The organism is Bacteroides sp. D2 (genome assembly GCF_025147085.1).
Lineage (GTDB): Bacteria > Bacteroidota > Bacteroidia > Bacteroidales > Bacteroidaceae > Bacteroides.
Map to the genome: position 1 here is coordinate 3,077,028 of NZ_CP102261.1, position 26,777 is coordinate 3,103,804.

At 42.5% G+C, this 26,777-nt stretch carries 15 protein-coding genes; 7 read left to right on the forward strand and 8 right to left on the reverse strand.

Going from position 1 to position 26,777, the window contains the following annotated elements; translation table 11 throughout:
- Positions 1–24: 24 nt before the first annotated feature.
- A complete protein-coding gene (locus tag NQ505_RS10710; RefSeq protein ID WP_009000425.1) occupies positions 25–1,599 on the forward strand; it encodes a glycoside hydrolase family 28 protein in 1,575 nt (524 codons plus the stop codon).
- 722 nt (positions 1,600–2,321) lie between these two features.
- Here the strand turns inward: NQ505_RS10710 and xyl3A are convergent.
- The gene (gene xyl3A / locus NQ505_RS10715; RefSeq protein WP_009000426.1) at positions 2,322–4,913 is read right to left on the reverse strand and encodes a xylan 1,4-beta-xylosidase; all 2,592 of its coding nucleotides are present in this window, start codon (positions 4,911–4,913) and stop codon (positions 2,322–2,324) included.
- A gap of 337 nt (positions 4,914–5,250) precedes the next feature.
- Here xyl3A and NQ505_RS10720 point away from each other — a divergent pair, with 337 nt between their 5' ends.
- Together NQ505_RS10720 and NQ505_RS10725 are read left to right on the forward strand one after the other, a co-directional pair.
- A complete protein-coding gene (locus NQ505_RS10720; RefSeq protein WP_009000427.1) occupies positions 5,251–7,257 on the forward strand; it encodes a family 43 glycosylhydrolase in 2,007 nt (668 codons plus the stop codon).
- Between the two features lie 223 nt (positions 7,258–7,480).
- Entirely contained in the window at positions 7,481–8,248 is a 768-nt protein-coding gene (locus NQ505_RS10725) for a class I SAM-dependent methyltransferase (protein ID WP_009000428.1), read from the forward strand.
- A gap of 133 nt (positions 8,249–8,381) precedes the next feature.
- Here NQ505_RS10725 and NQ505_RS10730 read toward each other — a convergent pair whose 3' ends face one another.
- Entirely contained in the window at positions 8,382–12,722 is a 4,341-nt protein-coding gene (locus NQ505_RS10730) for a hybrid sensor histidine kinase/response regulator transcription factor (protein ID WP_009000429.1), read from the reverse strand.
- Positions 12,723–13,198: 476 nt separating this feature from the next.
- Between NQ505_RS10730 and NQ505_RS10735 the strand changes: the two genes are divergently transcribed.
- From NQ505_RS10735 to nagB, 3 genes are read left to right on the forward strand one after another with little or no spacing between them, the layout of a single operon-like run.
- Positions 13,199–14,176, forward strand: coding sequence for a TIGR01212 family radical SAM protein (locus NQ505_RS10735; RefSeq protein WP_009000430.1), 978 nt, complete (start codon positions 13,199–13,201; stop codon positions 14,174–14,176).
- 58 nt (positions 14,177–14,234) lie between these two features.
- Entirely contained in the window at positions 14,235–15,431 is a 1,197-nt protein-coding gene (locus NQ505_RS10740) for an FprA family A-type flavoprotein (protein ID WP_004305272.1), read from the forward strand.
- Between the two features lie 48 nt (positions 15,432–15,479).
- Positions 15,480–16,292, forward strand: a complete 813-nt coding sequence (gene nagB / locus NQ505_RS10745) for a glucosamine-6-phosphate deaminase (RefSeq protein WP_004301540.1) — start codon at positions 15,480–15,482, stop codon at positions 16,290–16,292.
- Positions 16,293–16,394: 102 nt separating this feature from the next.
- On the opposite strand, the gene NQ505_RS10750 is transcribed toward nagB, so the two are convergent.
- The 6 genes from NQ505_RS10750 to NQ505_RS10775 form a co-directional block, all read right to left on the reverse strand.
- A complete protein-coding gene (locus NQ505_RS10750) occupies positions 16,395–18,521 on the reverse strand; it encodes a GDSL-type esterase/lipase family protein (protein ID WP_009000431.1) in 2,127 nt (708 codons plus the stop codon).
- 145 nt (positions 18,522–18,666) lie between these two features.
- Positions 18,667–19,281 (reverse strand): L-threonylcarbamoyladenylate synthase, encoded by a 615-nt coding sequence (locus tag NQ505_RS10755; protein ID WP_009000432.1) that lies wholly within the window; start codon positions 19,279–19,281, stop codon positions 18,667–18,669.
- 19 nt (positions 19,282–19,300) lie between these two features.
- Entirely contained in the window at positions 19,301–21,829 is a 2,529-nt protein-coding gene (locus NQ505_RS10760; RefSeq protein ID WP_009000433.1) for an AsmA-like C-terminal region-containing protein, read from the reverse strand.
- 370 nt (positions 21,830–22,199) lie between these two features.
- Positions 22,200–24,194 (reverse strand): tetratricopeptide repeat protein, encoded by a 1,995-nt coding sequence (locus NQ505_RS10765; RefSeq protein ID WP_009000434.1) that lies wholly within the window; start codon positions 24,192–24,194, stop codon positions 22,200–22,202.
- Positions 24,195–24,196: 2 nt separating this feature from the next.
- Positions 24,197–24,982, reverse strand: coding sequence for a Cof-type HAD-IIB family hydrolase (locus tag NQ505_RS10770; RefSeq protein ID WP_004301545.1), 786 nt, complete (start codon positions 24,980–24,982; stop codon positions 24,197–24,199).
- 200 nt (positions 24,983–25,182) lie between these two features.
- Positions 25,183–25,329, reverse strand: coding sequence for a hypothetical protein (locus NQ505_RS10775; protein ID WP_004301546.1), 147 nt, complete (start codon positions 25,327–25,329; stop codon positions 25,183–25,185).
- A 332-nt stretch (positions 25,330–25,661) separates the two neighbouring features.
- On the opposite strand from NQ505_RS10775, the gene NQ505_RS10780 reads away from it, so the two are divergent.
- Complete coding sequence (locus tag NQ505_RS10780; protein WP_009000435.1) at positions 25,662–26,651, forward strand: hypothetical protein; 990 nt, start codon at positions 25,662–25,664, stop codon at positions 26,649–26,651.
- Positions 26,652–26,777: the final 126 nt, after the last annotated feature.

A 26,777-nucleotide genomic window follows, 5' to 3' on the forward strand; every position in this document is an offset into this window, starting at 1 on the left:
AAAATGTTTAGGTAAAAAGATACGATGAATAGATTGAATCGAATGACTGGCTTGGTACCGGTCATCATAGGACTATTTTGTGCTTGTCAGGGTACTGCCAAGCAGGTGGATGTGGAGACAGATTTGAAGGCAATGTATGCAGACCTTCCTTTCTCCATGCCCGCCATAGAGCGTCCCGTTTTTCCCGATTATCAGGTAAATATCTGTGATTTCGGAGCAAAAAGCGATGGGGTGACGCTGAACACGGAGGCTATTAATAAGGCTATCAAAGTAGTGCACGACAAAGGAGGGGGTAAAGTAATCATTCCGGAAGGTTTGTGGCTCACAGGCCCCATTGTTTTGCAAAGTAACGTCAATTTGCATGCAGAAAAGAATGCTTTGATTGTGTTTAGCGGTGACACCTCGTTGTATCCGATTATTACGACTTCATTTGAAGGACTGGATACACGGCGCTGCCAGTCGCCTATCTCGGCAATGAATGTAGAAAACATAGCTATTACCGGTTATGGCGTTTTTGATGGAGCGGGAGACAGATGGCGTCCTGTGAAGAAGGATAAAATGACGGACAGACAGTGGAAGAATCTGGTGAACTCCGGTGGTAATGTGGATGAGAACGGCAAGGTGTGGTATCCTAATGAAGGGGCATTGAAAGCATCCGTTCTCATGTCTGGCCAGGGGAATCAACAGGCTGAAATCACGAGTGAAGAATGGGAGGAGATGAAAAGTTGGCTGCGTCCTGTACTGCTAAGTATTGTGAAGAGTAAAAAGGTGCTTCTGGAAGGCGTGACTTTCAAAAACTCTCCGAGCTGGTGTCTTCATCCGCTTTCGTGCGAATCTTTGATATTGAATGATGTAAAGGTGTTCAATCCCTGGTATTCGCAGAACGGAGACGCGCTCGATGTGGAATCATGCAAGAATGTGCTGATTGCTAACTGTTTCTTTGATGCGGGAGATGATGCAATCTGCCTGAAGTCTGGTAAAGACGAAGATGGCCGTCGCAGAGGTGAACCTTGTGAGAATGTGATTGTGAGAAACAATACCGTTTTGCATGGTCATGGCGGATTCGTAATTGGTAGTGAGATGTCCGGAGGAGTGAAGAATGTATATGTGTCCGAATGTTCTTTTATCGGCACGGATGTCGGGTTGCGGTTTAAAAGTGCCCGTGGACGTGGTGGCGTCGTGGAGAATATTTACATCAATAATATAAATATGATTGATATTCCTAATGATGCTTTGATTGCCGATTTATATTATGCGGCCAAAAGTGCTCCCGGTGAACCGATTCCGAGTGTGAGTGAAGAGACTCCTGCTTTTAGGAACATCTATATCTCGGATGTGTTTTGCAGGGGAGCAGGACGGGCGGCGTATCTGAACGGACTTCCCGAAATGCCGATTGAGAATATTTCCATCAAGAATATGGTGGTTACTGGTGCTAAAGAGGGTATTGTAGTGAATCAAGTGGCAAAGCTCAACATCGAGAATGTTGAAATTGACACTCCTGACCAATCTATGATACAGATCGAAAATACAACGGATATCACCATTAACGGAAAAGATCTGGGAACGATTTCAGAGAAACGGTTACTGACCAAGAACTAACTGTACTATCTGTTTTATACTGTTTTTATTGTCAATCTGTCAGGACGGTAGTTAAAGAAGTGAATTACAGTATAATACATGCTGACAATAGAAGCTGACAATAGGCTGACAATAAGAATTAAGAGTTCTATTGTCAGCCTGTTTTTTTATTGTATAGTTATGCTGACATCTTGGAATTGTTGTTTTAAGGTTCTGATATAGTTGCATTCGTATGCCTGTACAGTTGAGTAAGTATGTCTGTATAGTTGAGTAAGTATACCTGTATAGTTTGATTAGTGTGCCGGTATAGTTGGGCAAAGGTGCCGCTATCTTTACCTTCCCACGGCCGTGGTAGCTTCTTCTCACGGCCGTGGTGAGATACTACCACAGCCGTGGAAAGATCTCGTCACGGCCGTGAAGAACTAACAAGATCGATACTTTAGCAGAACGATAACGGCACCTTAGTTGAACAATAACGGTGTCTTTGCGGAATAATGCAGGCTTGGTAAGTAAGGGATAATAGCTGCATAGTGCAGTTTTAAACAATAATAGGCTGACAATAAAAGACGAAAATCTTTATTGTCAGCCTATTGTCAGCTTCTATTGTCAGTGGGTAATAGCTTGAAAACAATCACTTTATGAAGCCATAACTCTTGGCCTGACAATAAAAACCATTTTTTTATAAATTCTCAATGTAGCCTAAGTTCATTAACCCGGCCTCAAATTGTATGTAATAGCATTGCCTATTGAATCTGAATACTGCACGTTTGCAAGTCTTTTTCATTTGAACTGTTTCCGTAAAGTATCTTATATGTTCCGTTTAAAGGACGTATGGTATTGGTCGCTGCATCAAACCATTCGAAAGAATCGTACGGAAGCTCTATCTGGACGTTCTGTGTCTTACCTTTAGCAATGCTAACCCGTTGGAAACCACGAAGAGTTTTTTGCGGACCTTCTTTGTCGTCAGGACGGCAGATGTATACCTGAACCACTTCTTCACCGTCTCTCTGTCCGACGTTACTTACCGGGATAGTGAGGATTGCTTTTTCGCCTTTGGTCAGCTTCGATTGGTTCAGGGTAGCTTTTCCATAAGAAAAACGGGTATAACTTAAACCGTAGCCGAATGGATAAAGAGGTGTTTCCGTCATGAAACGGTAGGTACGTCCTTTCATCGAATAATCTTCATAATCCGGTAATTGTTGCATGCTTTTATAGAAAGTGATAGGCAGACGTCCGGCAGGATTGTAATCTCCGAAAAGAACATCGGCAACGGCTGTTCCACCTGCCTGTCCGGGATACCATGCTTGCAGGATAGCATCGCAATTCTGCGTTTCAGGCACGATGGCCATTGCCGAACCGGAGAAGTTGACGAATACTGTTTTCTTTCCATTCTTCTTTAGAAGAGCAAGAACTTCGCGCTGGATGGCGGGCAATTCGATTTCTGTACGGTCGCCGCCTTTGAATCCGGGGTCGGATACCCGCATGGATTCTCCTTCCAATAGGGGGGAGATGCCTCCGGCAAAGATAACTACATCTGCGCTTTGCAACTTGTTCAGGATTTCACGGGCATCCATTGGAGTTTGTTTTGCCAAGTCGAAGTTCAGTGCAGGGTTATCTTTAACCTGAATAAAACGCAACTCGATGTCGTAACTCTTTCCTGCTTCGTAGTTGAAAGAATACAGATTGGTATGATTCTTGATGTTGGTGGCTTCTGCTATTTGCTTGCCGTTGAGGAATAAAGTAACTCCTCCGTTAGTCATCACGCGGAAAGTGGCGGCACCGGAATCTGTTGGGCGGAAAGTGGAACGATAGATGGCGGTGAAGTTTTTCAATCCTACGCCGGGAGCAAATACGGTAGAACCTTCTGCACTGAAATGGAAAGGAGTGGTCAGACGGTCGGTTGCGGCAATTTTGCCTTTATATTCGCGGTTATTCCAGTAGGTGGCGTTGAATCCGGCTTCTCCGTCGATGCTGCACTGATTGAATAGGCTATGCAGGGTGGTGTCGTTTGTATATCCGCATACAGGTTCGTAGATGATTTGTGCGTCAGGTAGTTTGGCGCGTATTCCTTCCAGTAGAGTAACGGTATGTGAAGGGAAGCCGTTGTAGTTACCCCATTGCATTACCGAATCGTTGGCGTTGGGGCCGATGACTGCGACTTTCATCTGACGATTTAATGGAAGGATGTTGTTATTGTTTTGGAGTAATACCAGACTTTCATGTGCCATTTTCAGTGCCAGTTCTTTGTGTTTGGGACAGTCGATAACAGAAAATGGAATGTTACTCCAGGGATGAGTCGAATTCATTTCTCCCAGTTCAAAGCGGGCTTTCAGTAGTCTTTTGACTGATGTATTGATTTTCTCTTCCGAAATCAGGCCTTTTTTCACAGCATCGGTGATGCTTTTGAAGTTACCGCCACATTCGAGATCTGTTCCGCTTAAAACAGCGTCGGCAGAGGCATGGGCGGCATCGGGATGCGTTTCATGTTTCTTGCGTTGGAAAAAGTCTCCGATTGCTCCGCAGTCGGTGACTACGATTCCTTTGAATCCCCAGTCGTTGCGGAGAATTTGGGTTAACAGACGGTTGCTACCGCAGCAGGGATCGCCTTCGAAACGGTTGTAAGCGCACATCACTTCTTTGACTCCTGCTTTTTGTACCAGTTCCTTGAAAGCAGGAAGGTAGGTTTCCCATAAGTCTCTGGGTGCAATGTTTTCTGCGTTGAAGCTGTGACGGTTCCATTCGGGACCCGAGTGTACGGCAAAGTGTTTGGCGCAGGCATGAAGTTTGTCATATTCGGCATCTTCCGGTCCTTGCAGACCTCTGACTGCCGCCATTCCCATACGTCCGCTTAAATAAGGGTCTTCGCCGTATGTTTCCTGTCCTCGTCCCCAGCGGGGGTCGCGGAAGATATTGACGTTGGGAGTCCACATGGTCAGTCCCTGATAACGTTTATATTGTCCTTTTTCATTGAATTGGCGGTTTTTGGCACGTGCTTCGTCGGATACGGCATCAAAGACTTCGTATAATAGTTCGTCGTTGAAAGAAGCGGCCATACCTATGGCTTGCGGAAAGACAGTAGCCAGTCCGGCGCGGGCAACGCCATGAAGAGCTTCGTTCCACCATTCATACGGCTTAATGCCAAGCCGGGGAATAGCCGGTGAGTTGTTTTGCATCAACGCCACTTTTTCTTCTAATGTGAGACGTTGAAGTAAATCATCCGCCCGTTGTTCCACAGTCAGCTTCGTGTCCTGATAGGGATACTTGCTGGGTTGTTGTGCCTGTACATTTACCCCTTGAATTCCGATAAGACAGGCAATGATCCATTGCTTTTTCATTTTCTAGTTTTTTTGGTTTTTAGATTTGAGACTGCAATAGTACGCGCTTTTCATTATTTTTGTGGGGAATATCCGGTAGAAAAGGAGGATTTCCTATGCAAGGCTTATTTGGAGCCGATAAATCCATAGACCTGTTCAAAGATAAAACATTTTAGCTGAATAGAACGTGAACTTTATAATGTAAATAGAAAGATACTGAAATGTTTGTTTGAAAGGGTATGTATGATTGTCCTCCTTTTGTACTGATTATTACTCTGGCAGGATGGAGGAAATGCTTAATATTGCATGTTAATTAAGCTCATCCGGGCGTTTATTCATTGATTAAAATGCGAATACTATGATGTATCATTCAACTTCTTCTTTTAAGTGTTTACCTTATCTTTTGATTCTGGGGTGCATATTGACGTTCCTGCAAGCTTGTGCACCAGTTCAGAGACATGTCCTGTTTTCCTCCGATAATGGTGACGGAACCTATACCAATCCGGTGATTAATGCCGATTATCCTGATCCGGATATTATCCGTGTAGGGGAGGATTATTACATGGTTAGTTCGTCCTTTGTGGCAATGCCGGGAATTCCGGTCTGTCATTCGAAAGATTTGATTAATTGGCAAATTATCGGTCATGCTTATGACAGTATCACTTTCCAGCCTCAATATCGGATGGAAAATGAGAAAACGGCTTACAGCCGTTTGTGCTGGGCACCTACCATCAGATATGATGAGGGTATTTATTATATAGGAGTCAATATTGCGGATGATGGCTTCGTCATGTTTAAGAGTACGAGGCCGGAAGGTCCTTATACGATGCATAAGTTTGAAAAGCGGTTGTATGATCCCGGCTTTTTTATTGATGATGACGGTAAAAAGTATGTCACTCACGGAAAAGGGAAAATCTATCTGACGCGGTTGAAAGATGATGCTACGGGAGTGCTCGACCCTCAAGATAAGGGAACGCTTATTATAACAGCTCCCGAAGGTTACGGCCATTTGTTTGAGGGATGTCACACTTATAAAAGAAACGGATGGTATTATGTCTTTAATCCGGCGTTGGGGTATGATGGGGTGCAGATGATAAGTCGTTCACGAAACCTTTACGGACCTTATGAAACGAAAGTTCTGATAGATGATGATATTAATTATGCTGGTGCAGGTGTTCATCAGGGTGGGTATATAGAAACGGCTGAAGGAGAATCCTGGGCATACACTTTTCAAGATCGCGATTATATGGGGAGATGTCTTATGTTGTATCCTATGAAATGGGAGAATGAATGGCCGGTTGTCGGACCGGAAGGCAGACCGGGGAAAGGAGTGGTTACTTATCGGAAACCGGCAGTCAAAGGTAAACATAAGATGAATTATCCTCATCATTCCGATTCTTTTGACAAACCGGAATTGGCTCCGGTTTGGGAATTTAATCATGTTCCGTATAAAGAGAAGTGGAGCTTGACGGACAGGCCGGGTTATTTTAGAATATATGCTCAACATGCCAAAGGTTTTTATTGGGCGAGGAACTCGTTAACTCAAAAGGTGACAGGACCGTATAGCACGGGCACGGTATTATTAGACTTGTCCGGTTTAAAGGAAGGTGACTTTGCCGGAAATGGGATTATGGGAAGAATGATGTATCAATTTGGAGTCAGAAAGAAAGACAATCGCTTTTGGCTTGAAATGAGAGAAGGGAACCGGGATGCGGCAGAGATGATTGTGGATAGTCTTGAATTGAAAGATGTTCAGAGAATCTATCTGCGCACAGAAACAACGAAAGAAGGGGCTACCCGTTTTCATTATAGTTTGGATAATCGCCAATATCATCGTTTCGGTCCTGAAGGTGTTTCTAATTTCTGGGGATTTCTAGGGATACGGCATGCACTCTGTTGTTATAATGTAATGAAAGGAAATCCTTGCGGATATGCTGACTTTGACTCTTTTGAACTGGAAAGTGCGCATCGCGGCAATCATTATGATGCATTTACGGAGATAGACTTCTCTCGTTATGACGACCGGGAAGGGATGACATTGGTTCGTCCTGTCGGCAAGCGTCCGATGCAATTTCTAACGGATATAAAGGACGGTGATTGGCTTGTGTTTAATAACTTGACATTTAAGAAAAGACCCGGAAAGATAACATTCGAACTGCAGGCTTTGAATCCGGGAGGAGTTCTTGAGATGAGAAGAGGCTCTTTACAAGGGGAACTGTTGGCTTCTTGCACTATTCAATCTACTAACGGGGAGTGGACGAAGCAGAGTTTTGAAGTGAAGAAATTACGAAAGAAAGAGAAAGTCTATTTTGTGTTCGGAGGTTCAAATAAGAGCTTATCTATTAAGAATTTCATATTTGAGTAGAATATCCAGCAAGGTCATATATCGAACCTTTATCGAAATAGAAAATCACTAAAGTAAAGGTTTTAGAGGATAATCATAGCTGGCTTATAGATATTTACTACATTTGCGAACGACCGGTAATACTTCTGGTTATTTATAGAATATCCTTTGGGTACATTGTACGTTGGGGATATTCTTGTTTGTATAAGAAATAATAGTAAATAATGGATATTGGAGGAGGCAAATGAATAGTGATTATAAAGTTGGCGATTTAATTTATGATGCAAATATTTATGATGGAATGAATACCGGCATGGATGATTTGCATTTTTATAAGCGGTGGTTACCTAAAAACAAGGATGCCCGAATACTTGAGCTTTGCTGTGGAACTGGCAGACTTACTCTTCCTATTGCAAAGGATGGATATGATATAAGTGGGGTTGATTACACTGCTTCAATGCTCCATCAGGCTAAGATGAAAGCTGCCGAGGCTGGACTAAGAATCAATTTCATTCAGGCGGATATCAGGACTCTGGATTTACAGGAGGAGTACGACCTTATTTTTATTCCATTTAATTCGATCCATCATTTATATGAGAATGAAGATTTATTTAAGGTACTTCATGTTGTTAAAAATCACCTCAAAGACGGAGGCTTGTTTCTGTTGGATTGTTTTAATCCGAATATTCGGTATATAGTTGAAGGTGAGAAAGAACAGCAGGAAATAGCCACGTATACAACTGGCGATGGAAGAGAAGTCTCGATAAAGCAGACAATGCGATATGAAAATAGAACCCAGATTAATCGGATCGAATGGCATTATTTTATCAATGGTGAATTCAATTCTATTCAAAATCTGGATATGAGAATGTTTTTCCCTCAAGAGTTGGATTCATATTTGGAATGGAATGGTTTTAGTATTATTCATAAATATGGAGGATTTGAAGAAGAAGTATTTAATGATGATTCGGAAAAACAGGTGTTTGTTTGTCAATGTAAGTTTGGATATTGATGTGTTGTTGACAGGCAAATCTCTTCATCTTGTATGAAAAGTCCCTTTATATCAGTTTACTCTATCGAATTTTGATTGATCGAATAATGAGACAACCGGGTATAAAGGGACTTTTTATATTCTTATCAAAGAGTTATTTTTTTCTCTCTTTGTATTCTGACGGGGTAATTCCTATCACTTTCTTGAAGCACTTGCTGAAATATTTCGGATCGTTGAATCCCGTCATATACGCTACCTGGGAGAAGTTATATTCATCGCTGTCAATCAGTTGTACGGCACGTTTGATACGTATTTCCCGTATAAAGTCAACAGGTGTCAGTCCGACGATTGATTTTAATTTCCGGTAGAAGATTGTACGGCTAAGCATCAACTGTTCTGCAAATTCGTCAATCGTTAGTTCGGCATTGTCCATCTGTTCTTCCATGTATGCCATTACTTTTTCCATAAATTGCTCGTCGTATGGAGTAATCTGTGGTTGTGAAGGAGTCAGAGGATCGGGAGTAGAGGTATTCTTTCCTTCCATCAGTCTATTCATATAGAGCTCCTGCAATGCTTTGCGTTGTCGTAACAAGGAGGCTACACGGGTCTTTAGATAAGTAGCACTGAAAGGTTTGGTGATATAATCGTCAATGCCTTGTTCCAGTCCGGCGATACGGTCGTCCAGAGAGGCTTTGGCTGATAATACGATGATGGGGATATGGCAAATATTGTTGTTCTCTTTGATTTGTCTAATCATTTCTAAACCGTCCATCACCGGCATCATAACATCGCTGATAATAAGATCGGGCAGATCGTCAACAGCATGTTGCAATCCTTCTTCACCATTGGAAGCTGTGATTACCGTATAATTTTCCGACAAAATACTTTTCAGAAAAGCCTTTAACTCTTCATTATCTTCTACCACCAATATGGAGAAACCATCCGAATTAGTCTCAAGGTCTTCTTTTTCTTCCACCTCTTCCGGTGCTTTCATGCTATCGACGGGATGAGGCGCTGAACTCTGACTATCATTCAGGATAAATTCGACCTGTACATCCTCTTCGAAAATTTCCCGTTGTAAAGGCAAGCTTACTGTAAAACGGCTGCCTACTCCGGGTTGACTATTTACTGTAATAGTGCCATGATGCATTTCCACCATCTCTTTCACGAGAGACAGTCCGATGCCGGAAGATGGTTGCAGAATATTCTGTTTTACCAATGACTCGAAACGTTGGAACAAGGAATGTTGCTTTTCTACTGCAATTCCGATTCCTTCGTCTGCAACCTCTATCTCTACCGTCTTCTCTTTCGTTGTGATATTGACTGTAATCGACTTGTCGGCAGGTGTATATTTGAATGCATTGGAAAGCAGATTGAAGAATATCTTTTCAAACTTGTCTCTATCTACCCAGCTATATACCGACTGGATGGTAGAAGTCAGCTGATAGTTTATGTTCTTTTCTTCAGCTATCAGTTTGAAGCTACTCATCACCTTTTGCAAAAGTGGAATCAAATCGGTCTCTTCAATCAATAGTTTCATTTTCTGATTCTGAATCTTGCGGAAATCCAAAATCTGATTCATCAGTCGGAGCATGCGCTCTGTGTTCTGATGTACCAAAGTCAAATGCTCACGGGCGGAAGGAGAAAGCGGCTCATTCTCTAATACCTCTGTCACAGGGCTACTGATTAAAGTTAGCGGAGTACGTAACTCATGAGATATGTCAGTAAAGAATCGCAGTTTGATATTTGCTAATTGTTGTTCCATATCCACTCTGTGACGTAACCGGTAGATGTAAAATAATACATATACGATGCTTGCCGTAAAGAGTATGAATAGAATGAAATAGAGCAGCCATGCCCAGTAGGTTTCCCAAAAGGTGGGGAGTACATGTATAGATAGAGTCCGTACATTGTCCACCCAGACCCCGTCACTGTTTGTTGACTTTATCTGCAACTGATATTTGCCTGCAGGTAAGTTGATGTAGCTAGCAGAACGGTTATTATCTGCTTCATTCCATTCTTCTTCTAGTCCTTGCAGGCGATAGGCATATAAAATCCCTTTTGGATTGACATAATCAAGTGCAGCAAACTGGAAAGTTACATTCCTTTGAGACGGCTCCAGTTCCAATTCTTCCAGATTGTCAATAGAGTGATCGGTAAGGTGTCCTTGAATCTTGAGTCCTGTAAACACAATAGGAGGAACATAGCTACTCTTCCGCATTTTCTCCGGAGAAACTTCCAGAAAGCCTTTATCAGTTCCTAAGATAATCTGGTTGCGGGCATTAATAATAGGAAGAGCTTCGGAGAAATTGAACTCCTGATAGATGGAACTTAATTCATAGTTCTCAAAAGTTTCTTTGGCAGGATCGAATTTGGAGAGTGCAATCTCCGAAACAACCCATAGTTGGTTCTGTGTATCTTCAATCATTGATAGTGCCAGATCGGAAGCCAGCCCGTTGTTCTTGTCGTAGTTTTTGAATTGGATATTCTCGTTCAGCAGATTGGGAGATATCACTTTATTTACGCCTCCGGTGAAACTGATGATATAAGTGATTTTATTCTTGTCTGTATAGATATGCATGATATCGTTGGCACTAAGACTGTTTTTATCTCCCGGTCTACGGATATTCCGGTAGAATTTAATCTCTTCCAGGCGTTCGAAGTTGTTCGAGAATGTCAGCAGTCCGTTAGTCGTTCCCACTAAAATCACTCCTCCCGGAGCTTCTGCAATATTGCGTACTTTCATACCGTAAGCTATGGGATAGTTTCTTAACTCATTATTACTATGAATAAATGAAACTTTTCCATCTTTAGCTTGTGCCAGCAGATTTAATCCACCCCCATAACATCCTATCCAAATATTATTACGACTGTCCTGAAAGATAGCATAAATGCTATTACTGCTTAAACTATAAGGATCATTTGTCTGGTGTTCAAAATGGTGAATAGAGTAATGATTTGCTCCTGTCTTTTTAAGTTGGAAAAGTCCGATTTCTTTAGTCCCCAACCATATATTTCCATCTTTGTCTTCCAGAATCGAATATACCCCATTATAGAACGATTGTTTTTCCTTAATGATATTTCCTTGTTTGGATAAGTACCCCACCAGGTTACCATCCGGTGCGAATATCTGGATATAATTAGATTTCGATGCTGTCCATAGACGTTTATTGCTGTCTTGCAGGAATGCACGTGTTTCTGCCTCGTAATCAGTCAGGTTAAATTGATAGCTCTGTGGAAAGAAGCATAGTTTCTCTACACCACGTGCCGTTGCAAACCAACAGTTTCCCTGATTATCCAATGTATAAGACCTGACTAACGGACTGAAAATAGACTTGGGATTATTGATATCCGTAAGAAGCGGTTTGAGAGTTCTTTCTTTCCGGTCATAGTAGCAAAAGTTTCCTTCCGTGGGGAGTAGCCATAGGTTTTTCGCATTGTCTTCAAAAATAAGTTTACGACTTTTACGCCCATGCTTGATAATCTCATCTTTGGGGGTGAACAGATGTTCTTTTTCATTGGTCGCGAGGTTAAGATGAACAATGCCCGGATCTTTTGAAAAAATCCAGATATCTCCCAAGTGGTCTTGATAGACAGATTCTACATCGTTGGAAGTTTGGGTAGCTGTACGGATGTCTATTTGCTGGAAACTGTTCTTCGGGATAGAATACAAAATCACTCCATTATCCGTTCCCAATGCCAGCATATCTTTTCCTATGGTAGTGACATTGTTTATTTTATGATGCGGATAAGGAATATCTACGAATTTCAGTTTTTTAGTGTGGAAGTCATATCTGGCTAACTTGTCATTTTCTGCAATCAGATAGATCGTTTCCTTTATTTGGGTGATGAACTGGAAAGGAAAGTCAGTATCCAGTGTTTTCTTTCCTATGATGGAAACACCTTTGTCTGTCAATATCCATTCATCTTCTTCAGAGTCTTGATAAATGTTAAATATTTGATTTCCTTTCAGGTTGTGGTTGGAAGCTGAATAAAGTGTGATGCCTTCTCCTTTTTTGCATAATTGTTCGTCCACTCTGAATGCATATCCGCTTTCACAGAGAATCCAGGCAATCCCTTTCTCCAGCGAATAAATGCGTGTAACATTGTTAGTTTGTTTCGTGGAAAGCTCAATCGGTTGGAGAACATCAATAAACTTCTCGGTTTCCACATCAAAAAGGCAGGCTTGTCCATCGTAAGTGGGGCACCATATATCTCCGTATTTACTTTCTGAAATAGTTCCCATGCGATTGCTGCCGAATGCATATTTACTCTCTTGCGAAGTTTTATATGTCTTAAAAGTGTATCCGTCAAACTTGTTAAGCCCGTTCCAGGTACTAAACCAAACAAGCCCTTTCTGATCCTGTAAAATGCTCATGACATTACCTTGAGCGAGACCGTCACTCACGGAGAAATGTTTAACTTGGCAGATAGGTTGAGCAGCTATATCGATCGCTATTGTTAGAAGAAGAAATAAAGTATGGAGCCGTTTCATAGTAGTTACTTTAATGTTTATAGCAAAAATAAACAAAACAATGCAGAATGGAAAGTCTGATAAGTGGTTTGAACGAATAATACTCGTTTTTTCCTATTTTTTCCTCTTCATCCTATACAGCATTGATCTCTATGTTGTGTTTTGAACAAAAATAAGAGAGTAATATTAGTTAAAAAAATCCTCTTTATAATCTTATTCAGATTATAAAGAGGATAATTTTATTGACAAGAGTTGCATGGGGTATGGTGAGATGAAATCATAATTGGGGAATAAATTGCACAAGACTTTCACAAGTATCCTCCTGCCAATGCCTAAAATCATAGCAAAGCTAATTAAATAGTTTTTCGAATTGCAATATTTATTAATTTATCTTATGGTATTTATGAAATTTTTAATATATTGAAGATATTTTGTGCCAACTTTCCGTAACTCGTTGATTTTGCTTATGTTTGTAGGTAAAATAAAGAATGAAGTGAATGAATATGTCTACACAGCTATTATATAATGATTTCCCTACTTTTTTGCGGAAATATTTTCCTTACAAAGTACAAAAGATTTCATTGAATGCAGGTTTCACTTGCCCCAATCGTGATGGTACAAAAGGGTGGGGGGGATGTACCTATTGCAATAACCAGACATTTAATCCGGATTATTGCCGGACAGAGAAATCTATTGCTATTCAATTGGAAGAAGGTAAATGCTTTTTTGCCCATAAATATCCGGAAATGAAATATTTGGCCTATTTTCAGGCCTATACCAATACATATGCGGAGTTGGAAGGCTTGAAGCGTAAGTATGAGGAAGCATTGGCGGTGGATGGGGTAGTCGGGCTGGTGATTGGTACGCGTCCCGATTGTATGCCGGAAAGTTTGTTGCATTATCTGGAAGATTTGAACAAACATACGTTTCTCATGGTAGAATATGGGATCGAAAGCACTTGTGATGAAACCTTAAAACGCATCAATCGGGGGCATACTTATGCAGATACAGTAGAAGCTGTGTGTCAGACAGCGGCCTGTGGTATCCTGACAGGTGGACATATCATCCTCGGACTTCCGGGAGAAACACATGATACAATGGTGGCACAAGCGGAAATTCTTTCCTATCTGCCTTTAGCTACACTTAAAATCCATCAGTTACAGTTGATCCGTGGTACGCGGATGGCACATGAGTATGATGTAACTCCTGCTGGCTTTCATTTGTTTAACGAGGTTGAGGAATATATTGATCTGGTGATTGATTATGTAGAACATCTCCGTCCCGATATGGTTGTGGAACGTTTTGTTTCCCAATCTCCTAAAGATTTATTAATAGCTCCGGACTGGGGATTGAAAAATTATGAATTTGTAGCTCGTTTACAAAAAAGAATGAAAGAAAGAGGTGCTTATCAAGGTAAGAAGTATAGGGATTCGGAAAAAAGGATTATTTTTGCAAACGATAAACTTACCACTTAATAAATAGCTGTTTTGCGGAGTATAGAATAGTGGAAGAAATATTTAATGGATTTGAAAGATGGAAAGTAAAACAAGAATTAAAGGAAATGTCCACTATGTGGGAGTAAATGACCGTAACAAGCACAGATTTGAAGCGATGTGGCCATTGCCCTATGGAGTTTCATATAACTCTTATCTGATTGATGATGAAATGGTGGCATTGGTAGATACGGTAGATATCTGTTATTTTGAAGTCTACTTGCGTAAAATCAAGCAAGTGATTGGAGAACGTCCCATTAATTATTTGATTATAAATCACATGGAACCGGATCATTCGGGATCTATCCGATTGATTAAACAACATTATCCGGAAATTATTATCGTGGGTAATAAGCAAACATTCGGCATGATTGAAGGTTTCTATGGGGTAACCGGTGAACAATATCTGGTAAAGGATGGTGATTTCCTCGCTTTAGGACGTCACAAACTGCGTTTTTATATGACTCCAATGGTGCATTGGCCGGAAACGATGATGACTTTTGATGAAACGGATGGAGTTCTTTTCTCCGGTGACGGATTCGGATGTTTTGGTACTGTAGATGGCGGATTCCTGGATACCCGGATCAATGTCGATAAGTACTGGGGAGAAATGGTTCGTTATTACTCTAATATCGTTGGTAAATACGGAAGTCCCGTGCAAAAGGCTTTGCAGAAATTAGGTGGACTTCCCATTTCTGCCATTTGTTCTACTCACGGACCTGTATGGACAGAGAATATTGCAAAGGTGATCGGTATATATGATCGTTTGAGTCGTTATGATGCGGATGAAGGTGTTGTTATTGCCTACGGAAGCATGTATGGAAATACGGAGCAGATGGCGGAAGCTATTGCTGAAGAGCTTTCTGCACAGGGAGTTAAGAATATCGTTATGCATAACGTGACAAAGAGTCATCCTTCTTATATCATAGCGGATATTTTCCGTTATAAGGGATTGATTATCGGTTCTCCTACATATAGTAATCAGATATTTCCGGAGGTGGAAGCGCTGCTTTCAAAGATTCTGCTGCGTGAGGTGAAGGGACGCTATTTGGGCTACTTCGGTTCTTTTGCATGGGCAGGTGCTGCGGTGAAACGTCTGGCGGAGTTTGCTGAAAAGAGTAAATTCGAATTGATCGGTGATCCGGTGGAGATGAAGCAGGCTATGAAAGACCTGACTTATACCCAGTGCGAAAATCTGGCACGTGCCATGGCGGACCGTTTGAAGAAAGATCGTTAAAACAGTGAATGAGATAATTTATTAACTAACCTATAAAATAATCGACTTATGAGACTTATTATTCAGCCGGACTACCAGTCCGTATCTCTGTGGGCTGCACATTATGTTGCCGCTAAAATAAAAGCTGCCAATCCAACCCCCGAAAAACCATTTGTATTGGGCTGTCCCACCGGATCATCTCCTCTGGGCATGTATAAAGCTTTGATCGACCTGAATAAGAAAGGAATCGTTTCCTTCCAGAATGTGGTAACATTCAACATGGACGAATATGTAGGATTGCCGAAAGAACATCCGGAAAGCTATTATTCTTTCATGTGGAATAACTTTTTCGGTCATATCGACATTAAACCCGAGAATACTAATATTCTGAATGGTAACGCTCCGGATCTGGATGCAGAATGTGCACGTTACGAAGAAAAGATCAAGTCATACGGTGGCATCGACCTGTTCATGGGTGGTATTGGTCCTGACGGACATATTGCATTCAACGAACCGGGATCTTCATTGACTTCACGCACTCGTCAGAAAACGTTAACAATGGATACCATCATTGCTAACTCCCGTTTCTTTGATAATGACATCAACAAAGTTCCTAAGACTTCTTTGACAGTGGGAGTGGGTACTGTGCTTTCTGCAAAAGAAGTGATGATTATTGTAAATGGTCATAACAAAGCTCGTGCTTTGTATCATGCGGTAGAAGGTGCTATCACACAGATGTGGACAATCAGTGCATTGCAAATGCATGAAAAGGGTATTATCGTTTGTGATGATGCTGCTACAGCTGAATTGAAAGTGGGTACTTACCGTTACTTCAAAGATATCGAATCTGCTCATTTGGATCCGGAATCATTGATTAAGTAATTTGTGATGAAATAATAGAAATAAGGGCTGCGCACTGAAAATGTGACGCAGCCCTTATTATTTCTGATACTATTATGTGAAGATTAGATTTTGGAGGATTATCTAACGAGCAAGTATTCTGGCTATTTCTGTTACTGCTACTTTATATCCTTCACCAGTGAAATGAATGTAATCATTTCCATAAAGTCCGTCTTTCATAGTTCCGTCCGCTTCGGTGAACCATTTGGTGGGATTGATATATTCAACTTTCTCGAATCGGTGATGTTGTAATATGTCATGAATCTTATCACATTGTGTGCGCACTTTACTCTGTTGTTCCTTACCGGATGGAAACAGACCTAAAAGAATGATACGTGATTCGGGGAATTGCTTCCGTACTTCATTGGCTACTGCGATAATTCCTTCAGCCGTGTTTTCGGGACTGTCTTTTCCACTTATCAGATTATTAATTCCAATGGCAATCACAATGTTTTCAGGGTGGCAACTATTGTAGTTATCATAACGGACACGCCAAAGCAGGTTTTGCGTGCGGTCGCCGGATATGCCGGCACTTTCCCAATTATCCTTTCCTATGGCATTGTCCATAGCCTCTTTGCCGGGCTTGTAAGTCACTTCTTTTCTGTTACCTCCCCAACCTTGTGTGATGGAATTCCCCAATAACAACAGTTTTAAATGTTTCCCATTGAGAGTGGCGGTTATGTCTTTTGCTACGCTGTTCCAGTCCGAGTTTTGGGTCCATCCGGCTGCCGAACGGAATTCATTTCCCGGTACAGGATGCACACACATATTTTCCGCCCTGTTCGTAGCTTTGAGGATGAACTGCACAATAGGCTCGGGATTGTTGAGGGAGTGCGGGTGATGATCCACTCCAGGCTTATGAATAATAGTAATTGGTGCATGCAATTCCTCCATACGTTGTTCGAAAATGGCTGTGTTTTCAACAACCGGCACCACTTGGTCAGCATCACCTACCACGTGCAGGATGGGGATTCCGGCTTTTGCCATTGTCGGTGCACAGTCTATCGGATTCTTTTTCCAGTTCAACGCTTCAGCTTCGTTTTTAAAACCGTAAGCATTGAGAAGTTGTTTCGTATCCATGGTGGAACCGGCAGATTTACCTTGTCCCATAGGCCAACTTTTGAGGTCCATTACGGGGGCATCTGCATAAATACATGCCACTTTTTCCGGGTTTTGTGCCGCCCAGTTATAGACAATCAGCCCACCACGACTCATCCCTTCAAGTGCCACTTTCTTGTTGAATCCGGCTTTCACCATTCGCTTGTAAAAACTATTCCAGCGTTGAACAGCTTTATCCGAGCCATATAAGTCGGCTACATCACAGTAAACAATATGAAAGCCATGTTCCAATAATGCTATGTCAGTCTGTGGTTCATGCCCCCAAAAGCGTGCACGAATCATCCAGGGTTTTCCTATGGCTTCTTTTGCGGGCTCTACTACAAGGCATTTTACTCCCTCATTCTCAAATTCATACCCTTGGTGTCCATGGAAGTTGAATCGTTTGGCATCTTGTATTCCCAGTGATGTCTGCAGCTTTGTTGGAGAAGCTGTTGTTTTTACAGCGAGATATTCATACATCTTTTGGGCCATGACTCCTGCTCCGATAGAAGAGGGGTGCAGTTTGTCCGGTAGCATAACCGAATCCCACTGGTCGCCGAAGAGATTAAACAGATTGATAATTTCCAGTTGATTTTTCCAAGCCAATTCTTCCACCGTGGGGCGTACCTCGTTTTCTATCAGTTGTGCATTGATTTCCGAACCCTCCGGCAGGAAACAACGGATAGGAGTCAGGAGAATAATACGTGGATGTGATTTCAGATTCCGGTATGTGTCAATTAATGTCTGGTAATTGTCTTTGAATTCGTCTTTGTATTTCCAGTTTTGTGGTTTGGTATCGTTAGTACCTAATTTGATTAATACAATATCGGGCTGATATTCCAGAGATGCTTTGTAGATATCTGTTTCGGAATATGGGTAATCTCCTTTAGACAATATAGTTCGACCAGAGGCTCCGAAGTTTTTGACCTCATACCCATCTCCCAGATAAGCTTGAAGTTGTGCCGGATAGCAGTTCATTTCCCGGTTGGGGATGAATGCTCCATAAGTAATACTGTTTCCTATGCACGCTACCCGTATGGGTTCACTTGCAAATGATTGGATAGTAATGAATAGACATACAAGAAAGATGCCGATGTGATTTAATTTTTTCATGATGAATATGATGATTTTGGTTTGTTGGGGGGATAACCAATCGTTGTTTTGCTGTGTATAAACGAACTGGCATGCTACTAATAATAAAACTTATTTGTTCACGTTCCTATCATATAGCATACCAGTTCGATTCATTTTTCGGCTTTTATACCTCTTCCAGCCAGCCTTTCCCTTGCCGGATGATTTCCAGTTCGTCGTCGGTACATTTCACTACGGTGGAAGGTTCTATACCTCCGATACCTCCGTCAATGACCAGATCGACAATGTCACCGAACTTCTCATCTATCAGTTCGGGATCTGTCATATATTCCAAGTCCTCATGCTCTTCGTAGGGCAGAGTGGTCGTCATAATGGGAGCATCCAGCAGGCGTGCGATTTCGCGGATGATATTATTATCCGGCATACGGATACCCACTTCTTTTCGGTTGCGGAAGATTTTGGGTAACCGGTTGGTTCCATTCAAAATAAAGGTGAATGGCCCCGGAAGATTATGCTTCATCAGCTTGAATACATTATTGTCTACTTTCGCATATTCGCTGATGTTACTCAAGTCATAACAGATGATAGACAGATTGTTCTTTCTAGGGTCTATCTCTTTGATCCGGCATATCCGTTCTATAGCACGTTCCTTCAAACCGTGACAGCCGATGGCGTACATCGTATCAGTGGGGTAGATAATCAGTCCGCCGTCATTCAGGATGTCGATGATTCGTTGTAAATCCTGCGGGTTATTATTTTTGTCATATAGCTTCAGAAGCATAATTCATTCTCCTTCTCTCTTATTTGAGTTTCTTTTTTAAGAAATCCAGTGCCTTTTCTGCTGCTTTCTCTGTCACCTTTTGTTTGATTGAATCCTTATTGGCGGTAGCGGCAGAGTCCAGTCCCAGTTTCTGTCCGAGTTTGCTGATAGCTTCATCGGCTACAGCCTCGACAGCTTGATTGGCCATGCTTTTAGTATCGACGCTGACTTTCGGAGAGGTAAATGAACCTCCGATCTTCAAGTCAAGAGTCATTAGTTTAGAGATATTGCCTACAGATGCCGGCAACTTCACTTTTCCGGAGTAGTCGATGGTTTGATCGAGGCCTGTGCTACCGGAAAGATTCAATGTGTAGTCTCCCATCTTGATATCGAACGGTTTGGTTTCTACGCGTCCGTCTTTGATGGTGAAATCCAGTGTCATATCTTTCACCTTCATGTCTTTCAGACTTGGCTGTTTAACGGCATCGGCTATTTCGTCGATTGCTTTCACTCCGCTCAAACTAAGATCACGGGTGGAAAGGCTGCCATCACCTTGCATTGTATTCAGTACAGGGCTCATGGTTGCATCCAAATCTGTCAGTATATTAATACTTCCGGAGAAATTACCTTTCAGGTTTTCGAAGATAGGAGCCATCTTCTGCACCATGTCCAATTCTTTGTAAGCTTGTGCGAAACCGATATTGGAGAGTTTGAATCCGGCTTTCATTTCCGGCTTCTTTACGTTGGCAGTGGAGTAGTAGCCGTTCATGACCACGTTGCCACCCATGGTGTTCATGGAGAGGTTTTTCATATCCACTTTGCCATCTTTTACCACAAGCTTGCCGTTCATATTATTGAAAGACATCTTATCGAATAACACCTGTTTCAGGTTAGCGTCCATTTGGAAGTCGATGTTGCGGGGAACTTCCATAATACCCGTGGCAGCTGTAGCTACGGAGTCGGTAGACGCAGTTTCTGATGCAGTCGCTTCATCCGCAGAAGCGGCCATGAAGTCGTTCAGATTGAAATAGTTGGAACGAATATTCAGGTTTCCTTTCAATGTAGTACCTTTCAATACGTAACCGATATAGTTTTCAAACCGACTGTCGGCTGTGATATCATTCTTTCCGATGTTGACGGTTGTCTCGCTCAACTGGAGGTATTTCGGGGTGAAAGTGAAGAGAGACTTCTTGATTTCTACGTCCGGCATATCTTTCATTTTGAGTTTCATACCCGTCAGTCCGATAGTACCTGAAGCTTGCATACGTTCGTATTCCTCTTTTTCGATATAGGAAAGGCGTCCTGACATTTGCATATCGGCGTCAATGGTACCGTTCAACTCCATATCTCCAAGTGGATAGACTTGTTTTATCATACCTAAATTGAGAATCCCTTTAGCTTCAGCTTTAAAGTCCGGATCGCTGATCGGTGTTTTTACATTAGCCGTCAGGCTAAACGGATTTCCGGCAAGACGGAAACTGAAAGGATTGATATTGACCGTCGTCAGGTCGATATTTCCTCCCGGGTTCTGGACGTTGGCACTGATATTGATTTGATCCACTCCTGCCGGTAAAGCCGGATAGCGGAACATGGCATTCTTGACTTGCATATCAATGTTGAATGCAGGAACGGTGTCGCCTTGCAAGATACCTTTGGCCGTTGCAGTAAGCGTAGCGGTTCCGTCTGTTTTCAGACTGGAGAATTCCGTTGCATAAATGGCTGGAATCAGTGACAAGATTTCCTTAAACCCGATATCGTTCGTGTTAAGTTTCAAGTCCATGTCGATAGCCGGATCTTTCAAGGCTACCCAACCGTCGATACCTGCCTGAATGGCGTTGAGGCGGATGGTGTTGTCTTTTAATGTGTATTTGTTATTGGCAAGGTCGGCATCCACATCCATTGTTGCGGAGATATTGGCATTGGCCAGGAAAGGGATTCCATTCATCTTGTAAGTAAGTGATTTGGTTTCCGCTTCCAACTTCAGAGTAGTGCGGTCACTTCCTAAGTCTCCGGCGCAGACTGCGTTAAAGTCGCGGATATCAGCATACATCTTCCCTTGTTGATCGTCATAAATCAGGTTCATGTTTTTGATAACAAAGCGTTGTAGCTTCACTTTGAAAGGAGAAGATGCTTCTTCTTCTGAAACAGGAGCTTCGGCTGTTGCTGTTGTATCCGGTTTCATAATATCCCAGTTGGCACGTCCGTCCGGCAATACAATGGCATGTAAACGTGTATCTTCAATAAATATTTTAGAAATATCGTAACCGCTATCTCCGAAAAGAGAGAATAAGTTGACTGCGGCAGTAACTTCTCCGGCCTGTACAAGGGTGTCGTTGGCAAATTCACCAGTACCTTTTAACCAGAAATCCTCGAGAGTGACAGAAGCCTGTGGAAAGTTACGGAACAGGCTAATGTTAAGGTTCTTAAAGTCAAATTGTGCATTAAGCATCTTGTTGCCTTCTGTTTTTACAATGTCGGCTATCTTTCCCTGGAAGGCGAAAGGAAGAAGGAACATCAGAATGATGATGACTCCTACTGTGATAGCTGCGATTTTCAAACCTTTTTTCATTTGCTTCTATTTTAAGAGTTTGAGATATTACAAAGAGCAAAACTAATAAAAGTTTTTGATATAGAGGGAGAATCAGTTCTTTTTCTTTCGTCTTGATACGAAAGAAAAGGAACCAAAAAGAAAGAATCAAGGCTGCGTTTTTCCGACTACTCCGGTGTTTTCTCCGGCGTTAAAAAGGGCAGACTGTTTGAGCGTAGCGAGTGTCTGCCCTTTTTAACGCCGGAGGAAACACCTGCACTTGACGTCGGAAAAACGAGGCCGGGAGGCCATGCGGGGGGCACTGTTTGATGGAGATATTGTGTGTAGGATGATTTTTATGTAAGTGTGTAGATGACAAAGATGGATAGGTGCGGAGGTCGGGAAGAATAGGCTATTTTTTCTTTCTAAGTTCTTCTGCAATTCTCCATTGTAAGGCGGCTTCTCCTTCTTTCCCGACTTTCAACAGAGCGTCTCCGAAGAGTTCGTGTGCACCGGCATGTTCCGGTTTCAGGCTAGTGGCCTTGTCCAGGTCGGCAATGGCACCTTCTGTGTTTTCTGTTTTTAGCCGGAGCTTTCCGCGGTTATAGACAGCTTTAAAGTTTGCCGGATAGAGGGTGACTGCAGTGTTGAAGCAGTTTTCAGCATCGAAATACTCTTTGTTGTTGAAGAGAGTGATTCCTTTGCGTATCCAGGCATCCACATAATTAGGGTCGAGACTAAGTGCCTTGTCGTAGTTGGCGAGGGCGGCACGTGAGTCGTGTGCCTGGGTGATACATTCGTTACCCATTAATAGATATTCGTGAGCATATTGGCGGAGGCGTTCCTGCTGTTCGCGCATTTGCTCTTTGAGTTTCTTATTCTGCTCTTTCAAGGTGTTTATGACACCAAGTTTACGTCGGATAAAACGGCGGGGAACAGATTTCTCAATATCATAGCGGGAATGAATGGCGCGGAAAAACTGTTCCAGACATTCCTCCATGTCTCCTTTGTCGAAAGCGCGTGAAGCAGCAGCGTATTGCACGTCGGCCTGCGCTTGTTTCAGAGCTTTGTCGATAGCCTGCCGGTCGTTGAAACGTCCGGCAAAGTTTACGATTTCGGGGCGGACGAAGACGTCAGCACGGTTAATAGGCTTTTTGAGCTGAATACCGTCCAGTGAGGTACAGCGGCTTAGTGCCACGTATGCTTGTCCACCTGCAAATACACCACCTGTGAAGTCGATGACTACACGGCTGAAAGTCAGTCCCTGACTCTTATGGACAGTGATGGCCCAAGCTAACCGAATGGGATATTGTGTGAAGCTACCTAAGACTTCTTCTTCTATTTCTTTTGTCTTTTCGTTGTAGCGATAACGGATATTGCGCCATGATTCACGCTTTACGTCACATTCTTTTCCATCGTCGGTGATAACGTAGATGGTTTCTTCTTCCTCATCAATTCCGGCAATGACACCAATGGTACCGTTTACCCACCTGCGGTCGAAATCATTTTTAATAAAGATGATTTGTGCACCGGGTTTCAGTACGAGCTCTTGTGAGGTGGGTAGACTGCTTTCGGGGAAATCTCCTTCGATGACTCCTTCAAAAGTAATTGGGTCTCCGGGAAGTTCCGCCAGTTTCTTTTCGTTGATAGAGTCTACCGTGTCTCTACGGGTGGCCAGAGTGATATACATATCAGCTTCCGATTCTTCTATCTGGCTTCCATAACGGGTGTTCAGTAGTTGCAGATCAGCCGCTCCGGCTGTATTGTTCCGGATATGGTCGAGGACGCCGACAAAAACGGGGTCTGTTTGGCGGTATACCTTTTGAAGTTCGATGGATACCAGGTCTATCTGGCCGAATACTCTGGCAGAGAAAAAATAGGGTGTAGGATAGAAGCGGTTCAATATTTCCCGTTCGTCGTTTTTTACGACGGGCTCCAGTTGGAATACGTCGCCTACCAATAACAGTTGTTTTCCTCCGAAAGGTTCGCGCAGATTATGAGAGTATACACGTAGGATTCGGTCGATGGCATCAATGATATCCGCCCTTACCATTGAAATCTCGTCGATGATGACCAGTTCTATTTGTTCCAACAGCTTCCGGTGAGGCTTGGTGTATTTGAAAAATTCATGGATACGACCACGCTGGAGACTCAAGTTCGGGTCATCCGGCAGCAGCGGATAGAAAGGGAGTTTGAAGAAACTATGCATCGTACTTCCTCCGGCATTGATAGCAGCGATGCCTGTCGGGGCGAGTACAACGTGTTTCTTTTTGGTATTTTCGCAGACGTAACGCAGGAATGTAGATTTCCCTGTACCCGCTTTCCCGGTCAGGAAAACCGATTGACGCGTATATTGAATCAGGTTCAGGGCGTCTTGAAACGCTGCGTTATTGGTGTCTACGCTCATAATCAGATAATACCAAAATGCTTCATTGCCTTGCTGATGCCATCCTCGTCGATGGGAGCTGTCACATAATCGGCAGCGGCTTTCACATCCTCTTTGGCTTGTCCCATGGCTACTCCGATGGCTGCATGGCGGAGCATGCTGATGTCATTTCCTCCGTCTCCGAAAGCCATGGTATCTTCGAGTTTAATATCAAAATAGCGGATTATTTCATCAATGCCCTTTTGCTTGGTGTCTCCTTTGGCGGTCACATCGGCAAATGCAGGATACCATCGGCCTATCTCGCAGGTAGGAATAGACGGACGGATTTCTTTTTCTTCCTCTTCCGTGATAAAGGGTGTCATTTGGATGACTTCCTTACTGGTTGCCTCCTCGAAAGATACAGTCGGAATCACATTCACGTGCAGGAAATCATAGAATATCTTTTTCACCATGTCATTGGGCTGGCAAACGGAAATGTTGTGTTCCTCTACAAAGATACAGGGAACGCCTTTTTTCTCGCAGAAATCTCCCATCGCTTTTACTTCGTCCTGGGGGATGGCACTTTTATAGATTACCTGTTCCCCGACAAAGCAGTAAGCCCCGTTCATGGTGATATATCCATCAATCAGATTCCGGTCTTGCAATTCGGAGAGGTTGTTGATAATGGCTTTCGGACGTCCCGTAGCGATAAATATCTTCAGTCCTTTTGCACGGGCGGCTTCCAGTGCCTCAATGGTAGACGACGGGATGCGGTGAGTTTCAAAACTGACCAATGTTCCGTCTATATCAAAAAATAATGCTTTCGTCATAAATTCTTTTTTGAATGGAGTACAAAAGTACTATTTTTCTATGTAAATAGCAATTAGGAGATTTCTCTTATGCTTTTTTTAAGTCTCTACTCTTATCGATAGGAACACAATTATTTAAAAGTGCCTAATAAAATGATTAATTATAATAGGTTCCTTTATTCTTTTGACTAAAAAAGTTTCCCAAGCATGGCATCAAGTCTTTATTCTTCTAACGAATTCTCCTTATACTTCTCTCCATAGAGTTGCTGGTACTCCTTTTGGAAACGGTCATAAACACTTTGTGCATACGCTTTTTGTCCAAGTTTCTTGAGTGCTTTTATTTTGAAAGTCAATGCCGTTTCGCTCATTCCGTCAAACGAGAAAAGCACGTCGGACAATACGATAACCTTTCTGGGTTCATTATTCGCTTCTACGATAGGAAGCAGTTTCTCGATGATCCGGATGAAAAGTTCGTCATGGTTAATTTTGATATTGCCAAACCATTCGTAATGTACAAAAGTAGGCAGTAAGGTGCCTCGTTGCAGCAGGCCGATAAATCAGAATCCTAATTATTAATGGGATGGCAATTATGCTTCTTTCTGTTTTAATAAGACGGGATATTGCAGAACTTGATAAAACTAACAGTCTGTCCGGATATTCCCTTGGGGAGATTTAATCGGGCTTTAAAAATCTTGAATCAATGAAACAAATAAAATATTTATCCTTTATCCCTTTTCTAGCTCTTCTCTGCTTGATGACGGGATGTGAAAATGACAAAGATGTGTATTACCCTTATGTCAATGTTCCGCTTACTACGCACAATCCGGTGCTCGTTGAGGGAGAAGTCCTGCATATCGGTATTGGTTTGGACGGTGTGAATTATCGTGTAGAGAGTGATAATGAGGATGTGGTGACTGCCGAGGTGGTTGGCAACGAGATACTGTTGACAGGCAGTGACATAGGTAGCACCATCGTTCGTCTTTCGGATGATAGCTACAATCGTGCTCTCATGACGGTTGAAGTACGTAAACTTCAGGAACTGACACTCGAATCGCTCCCGGAGGGAGTGGAAGTATTGCGTCTGGATAATGACGGTGTTATTCTTCGTGAAATGAAAATACTGACCGGTAATGGCGGTTATACCGTTAAATCTCTGAATGAAGGGGTAGCTACTGTGGCAATCTCCGGCACTACAGTAACTGTTACTGTGGTAGGTGACGGTGGTACAACTATTACTGTGACCGACCAGGAAAAGGAAAGCCGTTCCATAGATTTATGGGTACCGCTCAATCTTGACGACCCGACGCCACGTATTTATTGGGATGGTTATCGTGCCGATATTAACACGGTCGGAGTTTCCAGTACCGGATCTTATGCAACGCCAAAAGATATGTACTGGTATCAACAAAACGGTGAAGTGAAAGATACATATTATGTCTACTTTAACGGTGGTTGGGCAAACAATTTAAATTGTGTGAATGCTGCCAACCGTAATCCGAAGTTTGAAACGACTATCAATGACACTAATACTTCGTATACAGACAAAGCAGCCTCTGCCGTTAAACTGACCGAGTTTATTTTGGAAAAACGTATCGGTACAGGTCCGACGAGCCATCCGCATATCTATTTCATCTCTTTAAAAACAGAAGATGGTAAGCGTGGATTTATAGTGCATCGTTGGAATGAATAATAAAGACAAATAGGTTCTTAGTTTTTTTTTCAGGGTATGAATATGAGGGTCGGATGCTGTATTGCTCCGGCCCTCTATGTTTTGATAGAGCATACAAAATTAGAGGCTGCCTTTCGGTAATACCAC